The 16,246-nt window shown below is 63.1% G+C and carries 17 protein-coding genes; 8 read left to right on the forward strand and 9 right to left on the reverse strand.

Going from position 1 to position 16,246, the window contains the following annotated elements; genetic code table 11:
• Nucleotides 1–7: 7 nt before the first annotated feature.
• The 3 genes from flgK to BMI89_RS14500 all read right to left on the reverse strand — a co-directional run bounded on the left by flgK (nt 8) and on the right by BMI89_RS14500 (nt 4,661).
• Nucleotides 8–1,420: a flagellar hook-associated protein FlgK gene (gene flgK, locus BMI89_RS14490; protein WP_078571501.1), complete on the reverse strand. Its 1,413-nt coding sequence runs from the start codon at nt 1,418–1,420 to the stop codon at nt 8–10.
• 27 nt (nt 1,421–1,447) lie between these two features.
• Nucleotides 1,448–2,746 (reverse strand): flagellar hook protein FlgE, encoded by a 1,299-nt coding sequence (locus BMI89_RS14495; protein ID WP_078571503.1) that lies wholly within the window; start codon nt 2,744–2,746, stop codon nt 1,448–1,450.
• Nucleotides 2,747–2,879: 133 nt separating this feature from the next.
• Nucleotides 2,880–4,661, reverse strand: coding sequence for a hypothetical protein (locus tag BMI89_RS14500; RefSeq protein ID WP_143593916.1), 1,782 nt, complete (start codon nt 4,659–4,661; stop codon nt 2,880–2,882).
• Nucleotides 4,662–4,804: 143 nt separating this feature from the next.
• Between BMI89_RS14500 and flgF the strand changes: the two genes are divergently transcribed.
• Genes flgF through BMI89_RS14525 form a run of 5 tightly spaced genes read left to right on the forward strand, consistent with a single transcriptional unit; the run spans nt 4,805 to nt 8,229 of the window.
• On the forward strand, nt 4,805–5,542 hold the full coding sequence (flgF, locus tag BMI89_RS14505; protein WP_078571506.1) for a flagellar basal-body rod protein FlgF: 738 nt from the start codon (nt 4,805–4,807) through the stop codon (nt 5,540–5,542).
• Nucleotides 5,543–5,565: 23 nt separating this feature from the next.
• Nucleotides 5,566–6,351, forward strand: a complete 786-nt coding sequence (flgG, locus tag BMI89_RS14510; RefSeq protein ID WP_078571508.1) for a flagellar basal-body rod protein FlgG — start codon at nt 5,566–5,568, stop codon at nt 6,349–6,351.
• A 4-nt stretch (nt 6,352–6,355) separates the two neighbouring features.
• Nucleotides 6,356–7,033, forward strand: coding sequence for a flagellar basal body P-ring formation chaperone FlgA (flgA, locus tag BMI89_RS14515; protein WP_078571509.1), 678 nt, complete (start codon nt 6,356–6,358; stop codon nt 7,031–7,033).
• On the forward strand, nt 7,030–7,785 hold the full coding sequence (flgH, locus tag BMI89_RS14520) for a flagellar basal body L-ring protein FlgH (protein WP_348638856.1): 756 nt from the start codon (nt 7,030–7,032) through the stop codon (nt 7,783–7,785). The genes flgA and flgH overlap by 4 nt, the downstream gene beginning before the upstream one ends.
• Before the next feature lie 9 nt (nt 7,786–7,794).
• Nucleotides 7,795–8,229 carry a hypothetical protein gene (locus BMI89_RS14525; protein ID WP_143593917.1) on the forward strand — a complete coding sequence of 145 codons (435 nt, stop codon included), beginning with the start codon at nt 7,795–7,797 and terminating at the stop codon, nt 8,227–8,229.
• Between the two features lie 39 nt (nt 8,230–8,268).
• On the opposite strand, the gene BMI89_RS14530 is transcribed toward BMI89_RS14525, so the two are convergent.
• From BMI89_RS14530 to BMI89_RS14555, 6 genes are all read right to left on the reverse strand, one after another.
• The gene (locus tag BMI89_RS14530; protein WP_168176817.1) at nt 8,269–8,943 is read right to left on the reverse strand and encodes a flagellar hook assembly protein FlgD; all 675 of its coding nucleotides are present in this window, start codon (nt 8,941–8,943) and stop codon (nt 8,269–8,271) included.
• 10 nt (nt 8,944–8,953) lie between these two features.
• Entirely contained in the window at nt 8,954–10,324 is a 1,371-nt protein-coding gene (locus tag BMI89_RS14535; protein WP_078571514.1) for a flagellar hook-length control protein FliK, read from the reverse strand.
• Between the two features lie 13 nt (nt 10,325–10,337).
• On the reverse strand, nt 10,338–11,102 hold the full coding sequence (locus BMI89_RS14540; protein ID WP_078571515.1) for a hypothetical protein: 765 nt from the start codon (nt 11,100–11,102) through the stop codon (nt 10,338–10,340).
• A 10-nt stretch (nt 11,103–11,112) separates the two neighbouring features.
• Nucleotides 11,113–11,856, reverse strand: a complete 744-nt coding sequence (locus tag BMI89_RS14545; RefSeq protein WP_078540288.1) for a sigma-70 family RNA polymerase sigma factor — start codon at nt 11,854–11,856, stop codon at nt 11,113–11,115.
• Between the two features lie 240 nt (nt 11,857–12,096).
• Nucleotides 12,097–12,504: a hypothetical protein gene (locus BMI89_RS14550; RefSeq protein ID WP_143593918.1), complete on the reverse strand. Its 408-nt coding sequence runs from the start codon at nt 12,502–12,504 to the stop codon at nt 12,097–12,099.
• A gap of 348 nt (nt 12,505–12,852) precedes the next feature.
• Nucleotides 12,853–13,602, reverse strand: coding sequence for a winged helix-turn-helix domain-containing protein (locus BMI89_RS14555; RefSeq protein ID WP_168176818.1), 750 nt, complete (start codon nt 13,600–13,602; stop codon nt 12,853–12,855).
• A gap of 322 nt (nt 13,603–13,924) precedes the next feature.
• Between BMI89_RS14555 and BMI89_RS14560 the strand changes: the two genes are divergently transcribed.
• From BMI89_RS14560 to BMI89_RS14570, 3 genes are all read left to right on the forward strand, one after another.
• A complete protein-coding gene (locus BMI89_RS14560; RefSeq protein ID WP_078571521.1) occupies nt 13,925–14,194 on the forward strand; it encodes a MucR family transcriptional regulator in 270 nt (89 codons plus the stop codon).
• 168 nt (nt 14,195–14,362) lie between these two features.
• Nucleotides 14,363–14,827, forward strand: coding sequence for a MucR family transcriptional regulator (locus BMI89_RS14565; protein ID WP_078571522.1), 465 nt, complete (start codon nt 14,363–14,365; stop codon nt 14,825–14,827).
• 199 nt (nt 14,828–15,026) lie between these two features.
• Nucleotides 15,027–16,190 carry a flagellar motor protein MotB gene (locus tag BMI89_RS14570; protein WP_078571524.1) on the forward strand — a complete coding sequence of 388 codons (1,164 nt, stop codon included), beginning with the start codon at nt 15,027–15,029 and terminating at the stop codon, nt 16,188–16,190.
• Nucleotides 16,191–16,246 lie beyond the last annotated feature (56 nt).

Genomic DNA, 16,246 nt, shown 5'->3' on the forward strand with positions numbered 1-16,246 from the left:
AGTCTCCTCAGACGGCTTCAAGCAACGTGTCCATCATCTTCATGACGGCAGTCATCATCTTCGAATTTGCGGCATAGCTTTGCTGAATGGTTATCAGCTTCTGCATCTCATCGTCGATGTTCACGCCCTGAATGCCCTGGCGCGTGCCGTTCACCGTCTCGGTGGCGGTGCGCGCGGCGGCAAACCGCTCCTGCGCGCGGGTGCCCTCGAACTCCTGCGCCGAGATCATGTTGCTTCCATAGTCGCGCAGCGACAGCGACGTCGCCAGCCCCGTGCCCGGGTCCGCCGAAAGCGGATCGTCGAACATCGAAACGAAGGCTTCGATCTGGGTCGAGTCGCCTGCGGCACCCGGCGTGATGGCGCCGATCCCGTCGCGCAGGCGCGAGAGCTGCCCACCCTGCGCGGGGTCCACTGCCGCATTGACCGAAATCCGACCCGCCAACCCTTCGAGATTTGCGGGATCGTAGGCTGCGCCTGCATCGGTGAAGAGCCCCGCCTGCCCCGGCGCGAGCGAGGCGTCCGCACTCTCGAAGCCCTGCACGAGCCCCCGAGCCATCTCGTCGAGCTGAAGCTGGAAGCGCGGCAGAACGTCCTTCTTCACCGCGAACAGCCCGGCGAGGCTGCCATTCTGGAAGCCGCGTGCGTCGGCGGAGTCCGGGGTGATCTCCGTCTTGCCTGCGAACAGCTTTCCAGCCACCTGATCATAGGTGATGTAGCTCGCCTGATTCCCATCGACGAGCGGCGTGCCCCCAGCCGTGTAGAGCGTCGCGCGCCCGTCGGTGGAACGACGCACCTGCATGTCGATCAGCTTCGACGCCTTTTCCACCAGCACATCCATCTGGTCTCCCAGATCGGCTGCTCCGAGCGAGCCGGGAGGCGCGTCCGAGATCTGCTTGTTGACCGAGGTGATCTTGTGCAGCGTCTCGTTGAAATCCGAGACGTCGTATTTGATCTCCATATCGACCTCGCCGCCGACCCGCGCGAGCATGTCGCTGCTTTGGTTCAGCGAGGTCACCATCTCCTGCGCGGAGGCCGCCACGCCATTTTGCGCCGCGTTACTGCCGGGATTGTTCACCAGCGCGATCATCGAGCTGCGCAGATCGGTCAGGCGATCCGCGGGCGACAGACCGTCGCCCGGCTGGCCGAGGGTCGCCGTATATTCGCCCACCGCCTCGTAGATCGCCTGCTCGCGCGCCATGGCCGAGGAATGCTGCCGATACATGCGGTTGAGCGAGGCGTCGACTTCGCGCCGCGCCTCGCCGGTTTGCACGAGGCCGCCCGCGGTCGTGACCTGCGGCAACTCCTTGCGCACATAGCCCTCGGTACTCGCATTCGCGATGTTGCGCGAGGTCGCTTCCGATTGCATCTGCGCCGTGCGCAGACCGCTCGTGCTCGCCTGGAGGGCGCCCGTCAGGCTCATGGGTTTACTCCGTTCTCAGCGTGACGATCAGCGTTTGAGACGCGTGGTCTCGTCGAGCATCTCATCCATCGTGGTGACGATCTTCGCGTTGGTGGAATAGGCCCGCTGGGTGCGGATCAGATCGCTCAATTCCTGCGCGATATCGACATTCGACCCTTCAAGCGTCCCCGAGGAAATCGTGCCCACCGGGCCCTCGTTCGCCTTGTGGATCGTGAAGTCGCCACTGTTGCGGGTCAGCCGATAGGCGTCGCCATCGACCTCCTGCATCCCGTTCGGGTTCGCCACATGGGCGAGCGGAATCTTGTAGAGCGCCTGCCGCTGGCCGTTATCGAAGATCCCGTACATCGTGCCGGTATCATCGACCTCCATCCGGGTCAGCGCGCCGGCGGACGAGCCGTCAGTGTCGAATTTCTGCGGGGTGAAATCGCCAGCGAACTGGGTCATCCCGTCGAAGCTGTTCAGCGCACCGAGCCCGACATCGATCGGCTGGGTCGTGCCACCGTCATTCATCGTCAGGCTCATGATGCCCGTGGTCGTGTCCATCGAGAAGGCACCGGGGGCTGTCGCGAGATTGGTGACGCCGGAATAGCTGACCGGGGCGCCGGCATTCGGCCCGCTGGCGGCGAAATCGACCGTGACCTGACCGTAGGGAACGCCGTCGCCATCGGACACGGTGACGTCCCACTGGTTCTGCGTAGCGGTCGGCTGCCAGGAATATTCGAGCCGCTTCGCCGCACCGAGCGGCGTGAAATATTGCGAGGACGAGGTGAAGGGGGCGCCCGGCGTGGCGTTTCCGGTTTCCTGCGAGGGCAGATTGCCTTGCACGCTGACCGTGGTCGTCGCCTTCGCGCTCAGCGTCGCATCGGTCACGTTCACCGTCTTCAGCCCATTGAAGCTGTTGCCGTCGATCGAGCCGAGCGTGCCGTCGGTATAGGGGTAGCCCGAAAGGAAATAGCCTGCCGAATTGACAAGATCGCCATTCTCGTCGGGCTTGAACGACCCGGCGCGCGTCAGGACGTAATCGGACTCGACGCTCGTATTGGCTCTGCCGGACACGACGAAAAACCCGTTCCCGTTCACTGCGAAATCGGTCGCGGAACTGGTGGGGATCACCGCGCCCCCGTTCGTCACGTCGGAGGAGACGACAGCATTGACACCGGACGGCGCATTGAGCCCGCCAGTCGGCGTCATGGTCACCATCTGGGCGAAGCTGCGCTTGTAGCCCGTGGTATTCGCATTCGCGATATTCTCGGAAATTTCGCCAACGGCGACGGAGTTTGCGTTCAGGCCGCTCACGCCGGTCTGCATCGCGCTCGAAATACTCATGGTTTTATCCTCTCATGTCCGAAGAGAAGGGGGTCCTATCTAGGAGATATGCGACTGATGTTTAACTGGAGTTAAAAATATCTACGTTTTTTCTTTGACGATATTGGCGAGGAGCAATGCATAGCAAAGATATCTACCCGCCAGCCTGCTTCGCCTCCGACCCGACCATCTCGAGCGCGTCATCCGCCTTGCGCAGCCGGTCCCGCGCAGCCGCGTCCATCAGCGGGCTGAGCTTGGCGGGCTCCGCCAGAAGGCTTGCGACGAGCTTGTTCAGATCCTCACGCCCCGCCAGACGCGGGAAGACCTCGGCGACGCTGCGGGCGGTGGTCAGATCGCCGGAGCGGTAGGCGGCCAGCAGCAATTCGACCGCGTCGGTCTCGGAGAAATCTTCCGGGGCCTTCTTCCACAACTCGCGATAGGACTGGGTCGCCGCCTTCCAATCGCCCTTCTTCCAGTGGAGCCGCGCCTGAAGCCGCAGATGATCGGCCGAGTGCGAGGTGACCTTGGCCTGCAAGGCCGCATCGGTCTTCCCGGCCTCGGCCAGAACGCGGGCCTGCAGCGTGTTGAACTGGTTCAGCTCCTGCGCATCGGCAGGACGTTCGGAAGCCTCCAACACCTTGGCGGCGCGGGCGAATTGCCCCCCGCGCGCAAGCGCCTCCGCCTCGCGCAGCGCCAGATAGGCCATCTTGTCTTGCGACACTGCCTCTGGGTTGTCCTTGCGCTGTGCGCTCAGAGCTTCCCGGATCTTGCGATATTCCGTGGCGGCCTGAGTCGTAGCCCCCAGCTCCAGCAGGCGATCCGCGAATTGCTCGGCATAGGTCTGAAAATCGGGACGGACCTCGTAATAGGCCTCCAACCGCTGATGCCCCTCGGCAAAATCCGTGAGCGAAATCTTCCCCGCCGCACCCTTCGCATAAAACGCCTTGAGCCGCTTGTCGGCGGCCTTCGCCGCCGCGCGCGCCTGAGGACGCTCGGGGAACCGGGTGAGGATCTCGCCATAGGCAATCAGCGCATCCACATCGTGGCCGGAGGTCTCGCCCAGATGCGCGCGCTGTTCGAGCGCCTGCAGGTCGAACCTGTCGCCACGCCACGCAAGGTTAGCCTCGGCGAGCATCGACAAACCTTGGTCGGGCGTCAGCGCTCCATGCTCGAGCCCCAGACTGACCAATGCGAGCCGCGCCCGCTGCGCGTAACGATCCTGCCCCTTCGCCGCTTCGCGATACGCGGCATAGGCCTTGTCGGGATGATGCGATTGCTCCGCCACCCGACCGAGAAGGAAGCTATACACGGGCTGCGATTTAAGCTCGGGATAGTTGTCGAAATCTCGGCTCAGCCGCTGAGCCAGCGGCCATTTCCTGACCGCGATCGCGCCTTCCAGAAGCGCGGGCAGACAGGCCTCGACGAAAACGGGCGGATAGGCCGGAAGCCGGTCAGCCGCACCCGCGAGATTGCCCTCAAGCTCCACCGCGTCGCCCTGCGTGATCGCGTTCAGCGCCGCCCAGAGGTGATAGTCCTGCCAGTTCGCCCAGTCGGCATTCGGCAGGAGCGTGCCAGTCGGCACCCCCGTCCCTTCCATGATGCTGAACCCGGCCGCAATCGCGCGCCAGCGGGCCTGCTCTGCCGGGATCACACCGTCGGGCATTTCGTCGCCCAGCAGCGAGCGCCCCTCGGGCAACATGACATGGGCGAGATAGAATTCCGCGAGATCGAGCCGCGCAATGGCGCGCGAGGGTCCCGGCTCGGCTGTGGCGACGCCAGCGGCCAGGGCATCACGATCCGCGAGGAATCCCGCCTGCGTGTATTGCGCGAAGTCGAAAGGGGGAGGCGCGGGGAGCGTCTCCGCCGCAGCGCCGCCGCACAGCAGACAGAGCGCCAAAACGCCGCCCATGAAGGGAAAACCGCCTCGCAACTCCATCACCTCTTGCCCAAACGCACCAGAATTCCTTCGCGCCTTAAAGAATAGTATTGATTATTCCAAGATTAGCAAACATTATTGAATATAAATTGGCAGCGATCCAAGCACAAAGCCACAAGATCCATTCTCGCGGACGGAAATTCATGGATAGCTCAAATTATGTCTCTCTATCCCTCGCCTCGACGCTGTGGCGCAGCCTCGACATTTCGGCCAACAACATGGCCAACGCCAACACGGCTGGCTTCAAGGCGGAACGCTCGCTGACCGAGAGCTACAACTCGAAGGGCAATGCCGGGGCCGAGGACGATGTGAGCTACGTGCTCGACAAGGGCTCCTATCTCGATGACCGCCAGGGCTCGCTGACCAAGACGTCCAATCCGCTCGATGTCGCGCTGAACGGGGACGGCTGGCTCGCCTATACCACGCCCGAGGGGCAGACGGCTTTCGGGCGCGACGGGCGGCTGGCCGTCGACCCGCAGGGCAATCTCGTGACGCTGACGGGCAACAAGGTTCTCGACCGGGGCGGCGCGCCGATCGCGATCCCGCCGGGCGAGAAGATCACGATCTCCCGCGACGGCACGATTTCGGGGCCCAATAGCGGCACCATCGGCACGCTGGGCATGTTCAATGTGCCCGACATCCAAAGCTTCAACCGTCTGGGCGGCGGCCTCTTTGCCGCGCCCGGAGGTGCCGCCCCCGCCTTCACCCCGTCTGACACGACGCAGGTTGCGCAGGGCTTCGTCGAAGAGAGCAATGTTCAGCCGGTGGTCGAGATGACCCGGATGATGGACATCCAGCGCTCCTACGAGCGGGCGGTGAAGTTGATGGATGAACAGAACACCCTTCGTCAGGAAACACTGCGCAGGCTTGGCAAAGTCTGACCGGCGCGAAAAGGAGCTGAACCATGAGAGCACTTGGAATTGCCGCGACGGGGATGCTGGCCCAGCAGACCAATGTGGACGTGATCTCGAACAACATCGCGAACGCGAACACCACCGGCTACAAGAGCAGCCGCGCCGCGTTTCAGGATCTGGTCTACCAGTCGCTGCAACGCGAAGGCTCGCTGACCTCCGCCGACGGGACCGCGCGGCCTGTGGGCGTCGATATCGGCCTCGGCGTGCAAAGCGCGGGCGTGGTGCGGCTCAACACGCAAGGCGGTCTGGTGCAGACCGAAAACCAGCTCGATCTCGCGATCGACGGCGGCGGGTACTTCACCCTCAACATGCCCGATGGCAGTCAGGCCTACACCAGGGCCGGCACCTTCCAGCTGAGCCCCGAGGGCCAGATCGTGTCGATGGACGGCTATGAGGTCGCGCCCGGCATCAACGTTCCAGCCAACACCACCAATGTCGAGATCAACCAGCAGGGCCTCGTGATGGCTTATGTCGGCAAAGACCCGACCCCGGTGCAGATCGGCCAGATCACGATGTCGACCTTCGTCAACGAGGCGGGGATGAAACCGCTGGGCAACAACCTTCTGCAGGCGACGACCGCCTCGGGCGATCCGACCGAGGCGCTGCCGGGCGATCCGGGCGTCGGCATCCTGCGTCAGGGTTACCTTGAGAGCTCCAACGTCAACATCATCCAGCAGATCACCGACCTGATCTCGGCGCAGCGCGCCTATGAGATGAACTCCAAGGCGATCGAGACGGCCGACCAGATGATGTCCACCTCGAACCAGATCAAGTGATGCCATGATCCCGAAATTCGCCTCTGCGACTGCCGTTCTCGCCACGCTCGTCACCGCGCTTCTCGCCGGTCCCGCGAGCGCGGAATCCGTGCGGGTACTCATCGCCGAGAAGGCGGAGCAGTCCTGGGGCCTCGAGATGCCGCCGAGCGGCCATTTCGAGATCACGCTGCAAGACAGCGATCCGGGCGACGCAGAGATGATCAGCGATTTCTGGATGGACCGCTCCACGGGGCAGTTTCTCGCGAATGCGGTGGAGGCGTCGGGCGACGTGCGCCGCCTCGCGGGGCTTGCACTGCTAAACGTGCCCGTTCCTGTCCCGACGCAGCAGATCCTCCCCGGCGCGATCCTGTCGGGCGACGATTTCCAGATGGTCGACCTCCCCTATGGCCAAGTCGGCGCCTATGCCGTGACACAGCTCGACCACCTGGCCGGGATGCAGGTTCGGCGCGTCTTGACGCGCGGACGCCCGGTGATGAGCCAGTCGATCACCGAGCCAGTCATCATCTCGCGCGGCGACCCGGTCTCGATCGAATATTCGAAAGGCCCGATGTCGCTGACCGCGCCCGGCAAGGCGATCTCCGACGCCCATGCGGATCAGTCGGTGCGCGTGGTCAATCTCGTAAGCAACAAGATTGTCGAAGGCATCGCCAAGCCCGACGGCAAAGTGGAGATTCAGAAGTGAGACATCCGTTCTACATCCTGCCGATGCTCGCGCTGGCCGCCTGCGGTCCCGGCACGGCCTTCGAGCGCGACCCGAAAGTGAGCGACATGGTCGTCGATGGCGACACGATCCCAGAAGTGAACCGGGTCAGCGTTCCGATGCCGCCGCTGGAGCCTGCGCGCGTTCCGCAGCGGGCCGAGGCCGCGTCGCTCTGGCAGACAGGCTCCACCGGTTTCTTCGGCGATCAGCGTGCCGACAAGGTGGGCGATCTGCTGACCGTCGATATCGACATCAACGACGAGGCGCAGCTTCAGAACGCCTCCCAGCGCAGCCGCGACGGCAGCCAGAGCGTCGGATTCCCGACCTTCCTCGGCTATGGCGGAAAGATCGCGAAGATCCTGCCCGGCGTCAGCGAGAAAGACCTGCCCACGGGCAGCAACATCGTCGATCTCAGCTCGCAATCGAGCGCCAGCGGCACCGGCTCGATCAAACGCAATGAGACGATCAGCCTCAAGGTCGCAGCCCTCGTGATCCGGAAGCTGCAAAACGGGAATTTCGTGATCGCCGGACGCCAGGAGGTGAAGGTCAATCACGAGCTGCGCGAATTGCGCGTGGCCGGGATCATCCGCCCCGAGGACATCCGGATGGACAACACCATCCCCTACGAGAAGATCGCCGAGGCGCGCATCTCTTATGGCGGACGAGGCCAGATCAGCAAGGTGCAACAGCCCCGCTACGGGGAAGACGCGCTCGACGTCGTCCTGCCCTACTGAGCGCGACCGATGCCGCGCTGGAGAACACTCGTGCTGCTCATCGTGGTGGTGCCAATCGTCGCGGCGGGCCTGGGCTATCTTGGCGGCAGCCAGATCGCGCCGGGGCCCAAAGCGCCCGAAGCCCCGCCCGAGCCTGCCCCACGCGACATCGCGTTGGGGCCGATCACGGTCCCGATCTTCCGGGCCCGCGCGGTCAGCTATCTGACGGTCGATGTGACGCTGGTGCTGAAGGGGAAAGAGCTTCCCGATGGTCCGGCGCTCGTGCCGAAACTGCGCGACGAGACGCTCGATCTGCTGACCAGACTCGCGGATAATCGGATCTTCGAACCCGATACGGTCACGCCTGACGACCTCGTCCCGCTGCTCGAGCGCGGCCTCAAGGACCGTGTGCCCGGCCTACAATCGGCGAAGGTGAACAGCGCGGCGCCATTCAAGCAAGGATAGGAAAGCCCCGGTCGCGCACCGCGCCGGAGGACACTCGCGTCAGCCCGACACTGCAACGATAAGCGAGCTGGGCACTTCCTCGCCATTGCGCAGAACCAGCGACTGCCCTTGCGACGAGAACCGCACCTGCTCGACCTGCGTTCTGGGATAGGTGTCGTAGGAAACCGCATTGCCATCGGTATCCTTCGCGTCGATCTCGACCCGGAACGTGTCATCGGGCACCGGCAGCCCCGCGGAATCGCGCCCGTCCCAGTTCAGCGCGATCTTCTCGCCCGAACGTCCGGGCAGGCCCGTGATCCGGCGCAGTTCGGTCCCGTCCTCCGTCTTGATGATCGCGGTCACCCTGTCGGCGGGTGCGGCAAGCTCGTAGCTGGTGCTGGCCTGACCGTCGCGCAACTCGATCCGGTCGGAGGCGAGCGACACCGTCTTGCCCATCAGGGCCACATCCGCCATCCCGCCCATCGCACTCAGCTTCGCGTCGATGGTCTTGAGGTTGGTGTTGGTCTGCACCGATTGCTCGACCTGACTGAGCTGCGCCAGCTGCGAGACGAATTGCGTCGAGTCCATCGGCTTCAGCGGGTCCTGATTTTTGATCTGCGCCGTCAGCAGCTGCAGGAAGCTGTTGTAATCCGCCGAGAGCTTCGACTGCGCGGTGTTCGTCGCGGCATCGGTCGTGGCCGCGGTCGGCGTGGTGCTTGTCGGGGAGATGCTCATCTGGGGCTCCTCAGGTCCTGATATCCAGTTGTCCGTCGTCGATGGTGGGCTGCCAATCGGCGCCCAGCACGGGGACGTCTTCGTCAATGCTAGCGCTCTGGCCGGAGGAGCGTTCTTCTCCGCCCTCGCCATGACCGCCGAATTGCTCGAAATCGAGCGCGCCGCTATCCATCTGAAGGCCCTGCCCCGCCAGGATCGCCGCGAGCGTCTCGCGATCCCCGCGCAAGGCGCTCAGCACCGCCGGACTTTCGGCCCGAACGACCACGTTGACCTGACCGCGCTTGTCGCGCTCCACGTCGATTTCGATATCGCCCAGCCCGCGCGGGGTCAGGGCCACGCGAGTGCGCCCCTCCTGCAGATCGGCGCGGCGGAGTTGCGTCGCGACAAACGCCGCAAAGCGCGGCGAGGGCTGTGCGGTCTGCCCCGGTTGCGCCGCCGCCTCACTGCGGGCTGCGTGACTTGCGTCATGCTGCGTGAGCCGTGCCACGGCCGCATCGGGCAGAGCCCCGGCGCGGGCGGCCTCGGCGAATGGCTGCGCCGGTTTGGGATCGCCCTTGCCCGGCGCGGCAGGCAGCAGTGCGGCCTGCGCCTCGGTCTTGCCCGTCTTCCCCGCGCCTTTCGCGGCCGCTTCCAGAACGGCGCGCACGCGCGGGTCCATGTCGTTCTGCGGGACCTCAGGCGCGAGCGGCGCGGGCACCGCCCCGGCAAGCCCCTGCGGAACGGAGGTGATGACCTGCGTCTGCGTCTGGGGCGCCTCAGGCTTCGGCTGCGCCGCCGGAGAGGAAAGGTCGCCCGCAGAATGCGCGGGCATGAGACCGGCGACCGATTGGGTCTGCGCGCCGCCCTTATGCGGCGATGCGGGTTCAGCCGGCTTCGCTTGCAGACCGAGCGAGACCAGAAGGCTCGCGAAGACCTCGTCGATCGTGTCGCTTTTGTCGTGCCCATGATCCAAGGCGGACTTTGCCTCCGCGCCGCCCGCTTGCAGCTGCATAGCTTCGAGCGCCTGGGCCAGACCTTCCTGCAATTTCGTGCCATGCGCGGCGTCGAACTCGGCAAGCACCGCCGCGAGAGACGTGCCCAGCTCTTTCAGCACTGCCCCGATCGGCTTGCCCTGCGCCAGTTCTGCCAGCGCACCGTCCCGAAGCTTCTGCAGCTTCCCGGCCAGCTCGGCCTGAAGCACGGGATTCCCCGCAAGGATCGCCGCTGTCGCACCCTTGGGCGAAGCGGCCACGGGCGACGTCTCTGCGCGCGCAGCACTGCCCGCATCCGGTTGCACGCCCTGCAAAAGCGATCCGAAGCCGGTCGCCTCCGATGACGACTTCCGCCCGGCCCCTGCGCCAGAGGCCGTCGTCTTCAGCAATGTCGCAGCTATCGCGTCCATTTCATCGTCCTCGTCATACTAAACCCAAGCGCTTGCTCCGGCGCCCCGACGCCGCCTGCCACTCAGTGAAGGGCGCGAACCAGTCGCGGTTCTTTTCGTAGCCAAGCTGCTCGAGCAGATCGAACAGCACCGGGAAGCGCGAGAATTGATCGCAGATGCGCGCCCGGTGTTCGTCGTCGCGCCACTTCGCGCGGGCCTTCTCGACCGGGCGGATGCCGTTGAGCGGCCCTTTCAAATCCTCCGGGATCTCGGCCGCACCGAAATCGGAGAAGTGCCCCTCGAACTTCAGATCGAGCGCATCGCGCAACTTCTCCTGAATCCTGTCGGGATCGTCGGCAAGGTCTTCGTATTTCAGAAGGAAGACGCCTTGCGGGAAAATGCCGGATTTCAGCACGGTCGCGATCGCCTCGTGGATCTGCAGCAGCCCGGGCATGACCGGCGCGGGCGCATCCGGGCCGCCGATGAAATACATCGCATCTGCCGAGATGAAGTAATCGTCCGGCACCGCCGAATGACGGCTCACGAGGATGTCGCGCGGATCGCGCAGAGGCACGATCAGATCGATCCGCTTGTTGCGGACATTGGCCCGCGCGATATTCGCGATCTGGAAGATATCCAGCGGCCGCTTGCTGACCCAGTCGCCCGGCTGCCCGATCGTGGACAGTGCGCTGGTCTCGCGCGGCGGGATCTCGAACCCTTTCAGGGTCTCGCGCAGCATATTGTAGAACAGCGTCGTGCCCGCGCGCCCATGTCCTGCGATGATCAGATGACGTGCCATCCCAGCCCTCTCAGTTCAGCATCGCAGGGCTGAACCCGCGCTTTTCAAGGCATCGCTTCAACCGGATGAGCGCGCGCTTTTCGACCTGCCGGGCGCGCTCGCGGCTCATCCCGAGATCGCGGGCCAGATCGTCGAGCGACTCCGGCGGCGTCTGCAGTTTGCGCCGCAGCACCATCTCGCGATCCGGCGCATCCAGATCGTCCAGCGCATCTTCCAGAACCTCATGCGCGGCGCGCGCGGCGGAGGCGGCCACAGTCTGCTCTTCGGGCGTGAGGTCCGGGCTGCGCATCATCTCCATCATCTCGGCGTCACTGTCATCGAACGACCTGGCATCGAGCGCCACCAAACCGGTCAGAAGCTGGCTCGCCTCGGGATTGTCGAGCCGCCCCATCCGCGCATCGAGATAGACCCGCGCCGGCACATCGATCACCGTCTTGATCCGGGCGAGCGCATTGAGGACGCAGGTCATCACCCACCAGTGTGAATAGGTGGAGAACCGCACATCCTGCGTCAGATCGAACCTCTCGGCGGCGCGCATCAGACCGATGATCCCTTCCGCCACGAGGTCTTCGAGCTCGACCGGATTGGTCGCCCAGCGGCGCGCCTGCGCATAGGCCTGACGGACATGCGAGCGCAGGAGAATTTCGAGCGAGTCCCGATCCCCATATTCCTGCCAGCGCGAGATGGCCTGCCGTTCTTCTTCAACATTCAGAAATGGCGCATCAAGTGCAGCACGGAAGCTCAATGCAAACATTACTCCGCCTCTATCCGCTCTATTCTTGAAGAACAGAAGACCACGGGGGCATGTTTGGAGAAAGCTTTACTTGATTAAAGGCAAGTTAATCGGAGGCTTTTCTGGTTAACCTCGGATTAATGCTGCGGGAGGCCGCGCCGCCTCTCGAGACGGCGCGGCATTCTCATGACTTTGTCAGACTGGCCCGGTCCGCCAACCGAGCGCAGAACGCATAGCAGCCGTTTTCCTCGGCCTTCGCGCTCACAGGTGACTGCCCGTCGCGGTCGCGCTGCGATCCCGCGCATCTTCGTGCAGCGAAAAGCCACCGCGTGCGGGCGACGCCATCGCCGGCAGCCGGAGGTCGATCGCACGGTCCCCAAAACCATGCTTCACCCCTGCGACATGCGTCGGCTCGATCACCACGAGGCTTCCATAAGGCACCTCGATTCCAAGCTCTTCTGCAAGGATATCACCAAGCGAGATACCCGGCAGAAGCTCTTCGGCTTCGGGCAGCACGAGCAAGCTTGCATCCTTGCGAGTCGAGCGCAGCAAAACACTGTGCGCAGGCAGAAGCGCAGCCGCCACCAAACTTCCCTGAGACCCTGCGCCCGATGACGTTTGCGTCACCGAACCTTCCCAAATCTGCGCTAACAAATCGTTATTTTTCATGGACATCCCTAATCCCCGAGTCCCCAAATTCCAGTAACGGCAGATTACCAGCGATTCACGATCCGGTAAGGTTAAGGATTGTTAAACCGTAAGGCGAGTAAGGATAAATTCTACGTGAAGGCGGCGAGCCCGTGACCGCCAAGTTATCCCCAGACCGACAACGGGCGAAGTGTTGGAAAGCCTATTTTTCTTAGGTTCAAACACTATCGGTTGTGGGCACCCCCTCAATCATCCACAGCTTGTCGATGGTGCGACCACAGATTGTGTGCTCACGATCAGTCGCCGAGATGTTAACAATTAATAGCTTGACAGCGACTACCGCTAAAACAGTCTCAGAGACTCAACAACTCAATCTGAAGTTGCAAGGCTGCGCGACTTCCCGACGGGAATCTCGTAGAACGAGTAACCAGCCGAACGCACTGTTTCCACGACATATCTCTCGCCGAACGCGTCACGCAGCTTCTTGCGAATCTTGGTGATGTGAACGTCGAATTTGCGATCACCATAGACCCACATGCAGTTGTCGATTCGTCGCGACAGCGCGTCCCGCGTGACGATTCGTCCGCCGCTCCGGATCAGCTCGATCATGATCTCCCCCTCCGTGGGGGTAAGCTGCACCGCCTCGACGGCATCAGGGCCGGTCAGGCGGTTTTCCTCGTCGATCTTGAGGCGAGCGACTCGCTTTTCTTCGCTCGGGAAGCTGATGGGCAGACTGTTGCCCGCCCGAAGCCAGAGACGCGCGGCCAATTCCCTCTGAGAATAAGGCTGTCGGATCACATCATCGGCGCCGGCCAGAATCATCTCGGCAGCAAGCTCTCCGTCCGGAGTTGAGTCGACGAAGAAGATCAGGCTCTCCTTCGTACTGACGCGCGCAGTTCGGATCAGATCCGCGGCACCCTCTGCGTCGGTGAGGCTGATCAGCAAAATGCATGGGGGTCCATGCAGCAGGATATATTGCTCCGCTTCCATCGCAGTCGCGAAGGGCAAAGCCTCCCAGCCGCAGCACGCGCGAAAGAAGTCGGACAACTGTCCTTGCTTCGCGCCTTCCTCCGCTACGATAATGACGTTCTGTCTTCGCATGGCGTCTGAGCCAAACAAAAGGCAACTCCCCGTATCCCGCAGCGCTTTCGGGGCGAGACTCAGTCTTACGCCCTCCCCCCGTCGCACTGTCGCTTTCGAATAACACCGAGCGTCAGACTGGAAGGCGAAGCGTAAATCCGCCGAGCCTGACATCTTTGCGTTTTCGAATTTTTATCCCTGCGATATGCGATAATTCACGTTTTTTTAACTGACAAGTCCGGCCTGTGCCTTGAAATAGGACGCATCTGCGGGCCGTTGATGGAAAAATTGGATTTCTTTGACCTAACTTTAAGAATTTCTTCAATCTTTCCCCTAAAGACAAAACCATGTGAGAGTGGACATGACGCAACAATCCCCGGCTTGTGCCGGCGCGCCCGCGACTTCCCGCCCCCCAGCGGTGCCGATTTCGGAGAGTGTATTTCCTGATCGGCTGATCTGCCTGGAGACGGGCCGCCCGATCAAGATGTTGAAGCGTCATCTTAAAAACCTGCTCGGAATGACCTTCGAGGAATATCGCGCCAAATGGGGCCTGCCTTCGGACTATCCCACGAGCGCCCCGGACTATCAGCTCGCCAAGCAGCGTTGGCGCACGCGCGACAAACTGCATTGATCACCGCGAGGACAGCCGAAGCACTCGCCATAACAATCCTGCAAAAAAATGTATCTTTGCAGGAAACCCAAGCACAGTTACCCGCGTTTGTTGACAGAAACGCATGTTGCACGTAACTTTCTCTACTAATCCGGGGATAGTGCAAAATTTAAGCATTGGAGAGACCACATGTCGAAGGATCGGCCCACGGATGCAGCTAACATTATCGCGACAGTGGCTGCCGCCTATGCCGCCCGCGCGGATGTAACGGCGGATCAAGTGGTCGACCTCGTGGCGAAGCTCTCCGCGCAGTTTGGCGAGGAGCTGGGCGAGGCAAGCGCCTCTCATGCAGCGGACACAGCCACGGCGAACGCCAGCCATGCACGGCCGAAACCCGCACTTCCTATTGAAGACGCGGTGACCGAGGATAAGGTCTTCTGCCTGTGCTGCGGGCGCGGCTTCAAGATGCTCAAACGCCATCTCGGCTCGGAACATGGGCTGAGCGAAGACGAGTATCGCACTCTGTTCAATCTGCCCGCCGATATGCCGCTTGTCGCGCCCAGCTATTCGGCGCGCAAAGCGGCCTATGCCAAGAAAGTCGGCTTGGGCAAGCACAGCCGCGACGACCTCGAAGCCTCGCTTCACGACGCGTGAGCGCGCGCGGGCCGCACAACGCCCGCCGCCCAAAAACGGTTCCAAAGCTACCATTGCGTGGCTTTGTTTCCAGATCATGAACGATTATCGCCCTCTTTTGGCCCATTTTTAATCCGACAACCCACAGTCAGGGGCTGCAGGACACGTATGCCCTGAGAATACAGCTGGCTCCGGTCGGCGAGGTGGGAAAGGGCAATCCATGGCACGGTCGAACCAAGCGCCGATCATTGTGAAGCGGAGCGATGACGATCACGAATCCGAGCATCACGGCGGAGCGTGGAAGGTCGCCTACGCGGACTTCATGACCGCGATGATGGCCTTCTTCCTGCTGATGTGGATCTTGTCCGTGTCGGACGAGAACCAACTGACCGGGATCGCCGATTACTTCGCGCCGGCGAAAATCTCGATGCAGGCGCCCGGTGGCACCGGTCCGCTCGCTGGCGAGACGATCGGGCCGAAAGGCGTCCTGAACGCCTCGCGTGCCAATGATGCGATCCCCGCCAATCCCGGCGTCGGACAAGCGACCGATCCCTCGACCGAGATGGCCAACGCCTCCGGCAAATCCAAAGACACCACGCCCGACGCGACGGATGAAAAGCTCGCGACCGCGCCGCAGGCGACGGCTGAGGCTGGCGACGCGACCGACGCCAAGACCGCTGCGGTCACGCCGCATGCCGTCGATGACGCCCGCTTCGAGACGCTTCAGACCCGGATCACGCAAGCGATCCAACACGTCCCGGACCTCCGCCCGCTGCAGCAGAACGTGCTGTTCCGCCGCACGCCGGACGGGCTGAATATCGAGGTCGTGGATCAGGCTGGCAAAGCCATGTTCGCCTCGGGCAGCGCGAAGATCGACGGGCCGACGTTGAAGCTGATGGATCAGCTTGGCCGCGCCCTTTCCGATCTGCCCAATGACGTGCTGATCGCGGGCCACACCGACTCGGTCCCCTATCAGAAAGCGGGCGGCACCTATGGGAACTGGGAACTGTCCTCGGACCGCGCCAATGCGACGCGCCGGGCGCTCGTGACCGCCGGGGTCGCTCCGGAGCGTATCACCCGGGTCTCTGGCCTGTCGGACACCGATCCGCTGAAACCGGCAGAGCCCCGCGATCCCTCCAACCGCCGGATCACCGTGACCCTCGCCTATCTTCATCCGAAAACCGATGCGTCCGCGCCGACCGATACGGCGACGCCGCGGCTCGAGGCGAATGCGGAGCCCGCGGCCCCGCAACCGGCCCCGGCAGTCGAACACGCGGCCCCCGAAGCCGTCGCGCCCGCTGCACCCGCCGCGCCGAGCACGTCGGAACAGCCGCAGAAATTCAGCTCCGTCGCGCTCGACGATCTGCGCAGCGCCCTGCAATAACCCCCATCACCAATGAAAAACGCCGGCGCGATCCTCATCGCGCCGGCGTTTTCTTG

This window comes from Thioclava sp. F36-7, from assembly GCF_002020075.1.
Classification (GTDB): domain Bacteria; phylum Pseudomonadota; class Alphaproteobacteria; order Rhodobacterales; family Rhodobacteraceae; genus Thioclava; species Thioclava sediminum.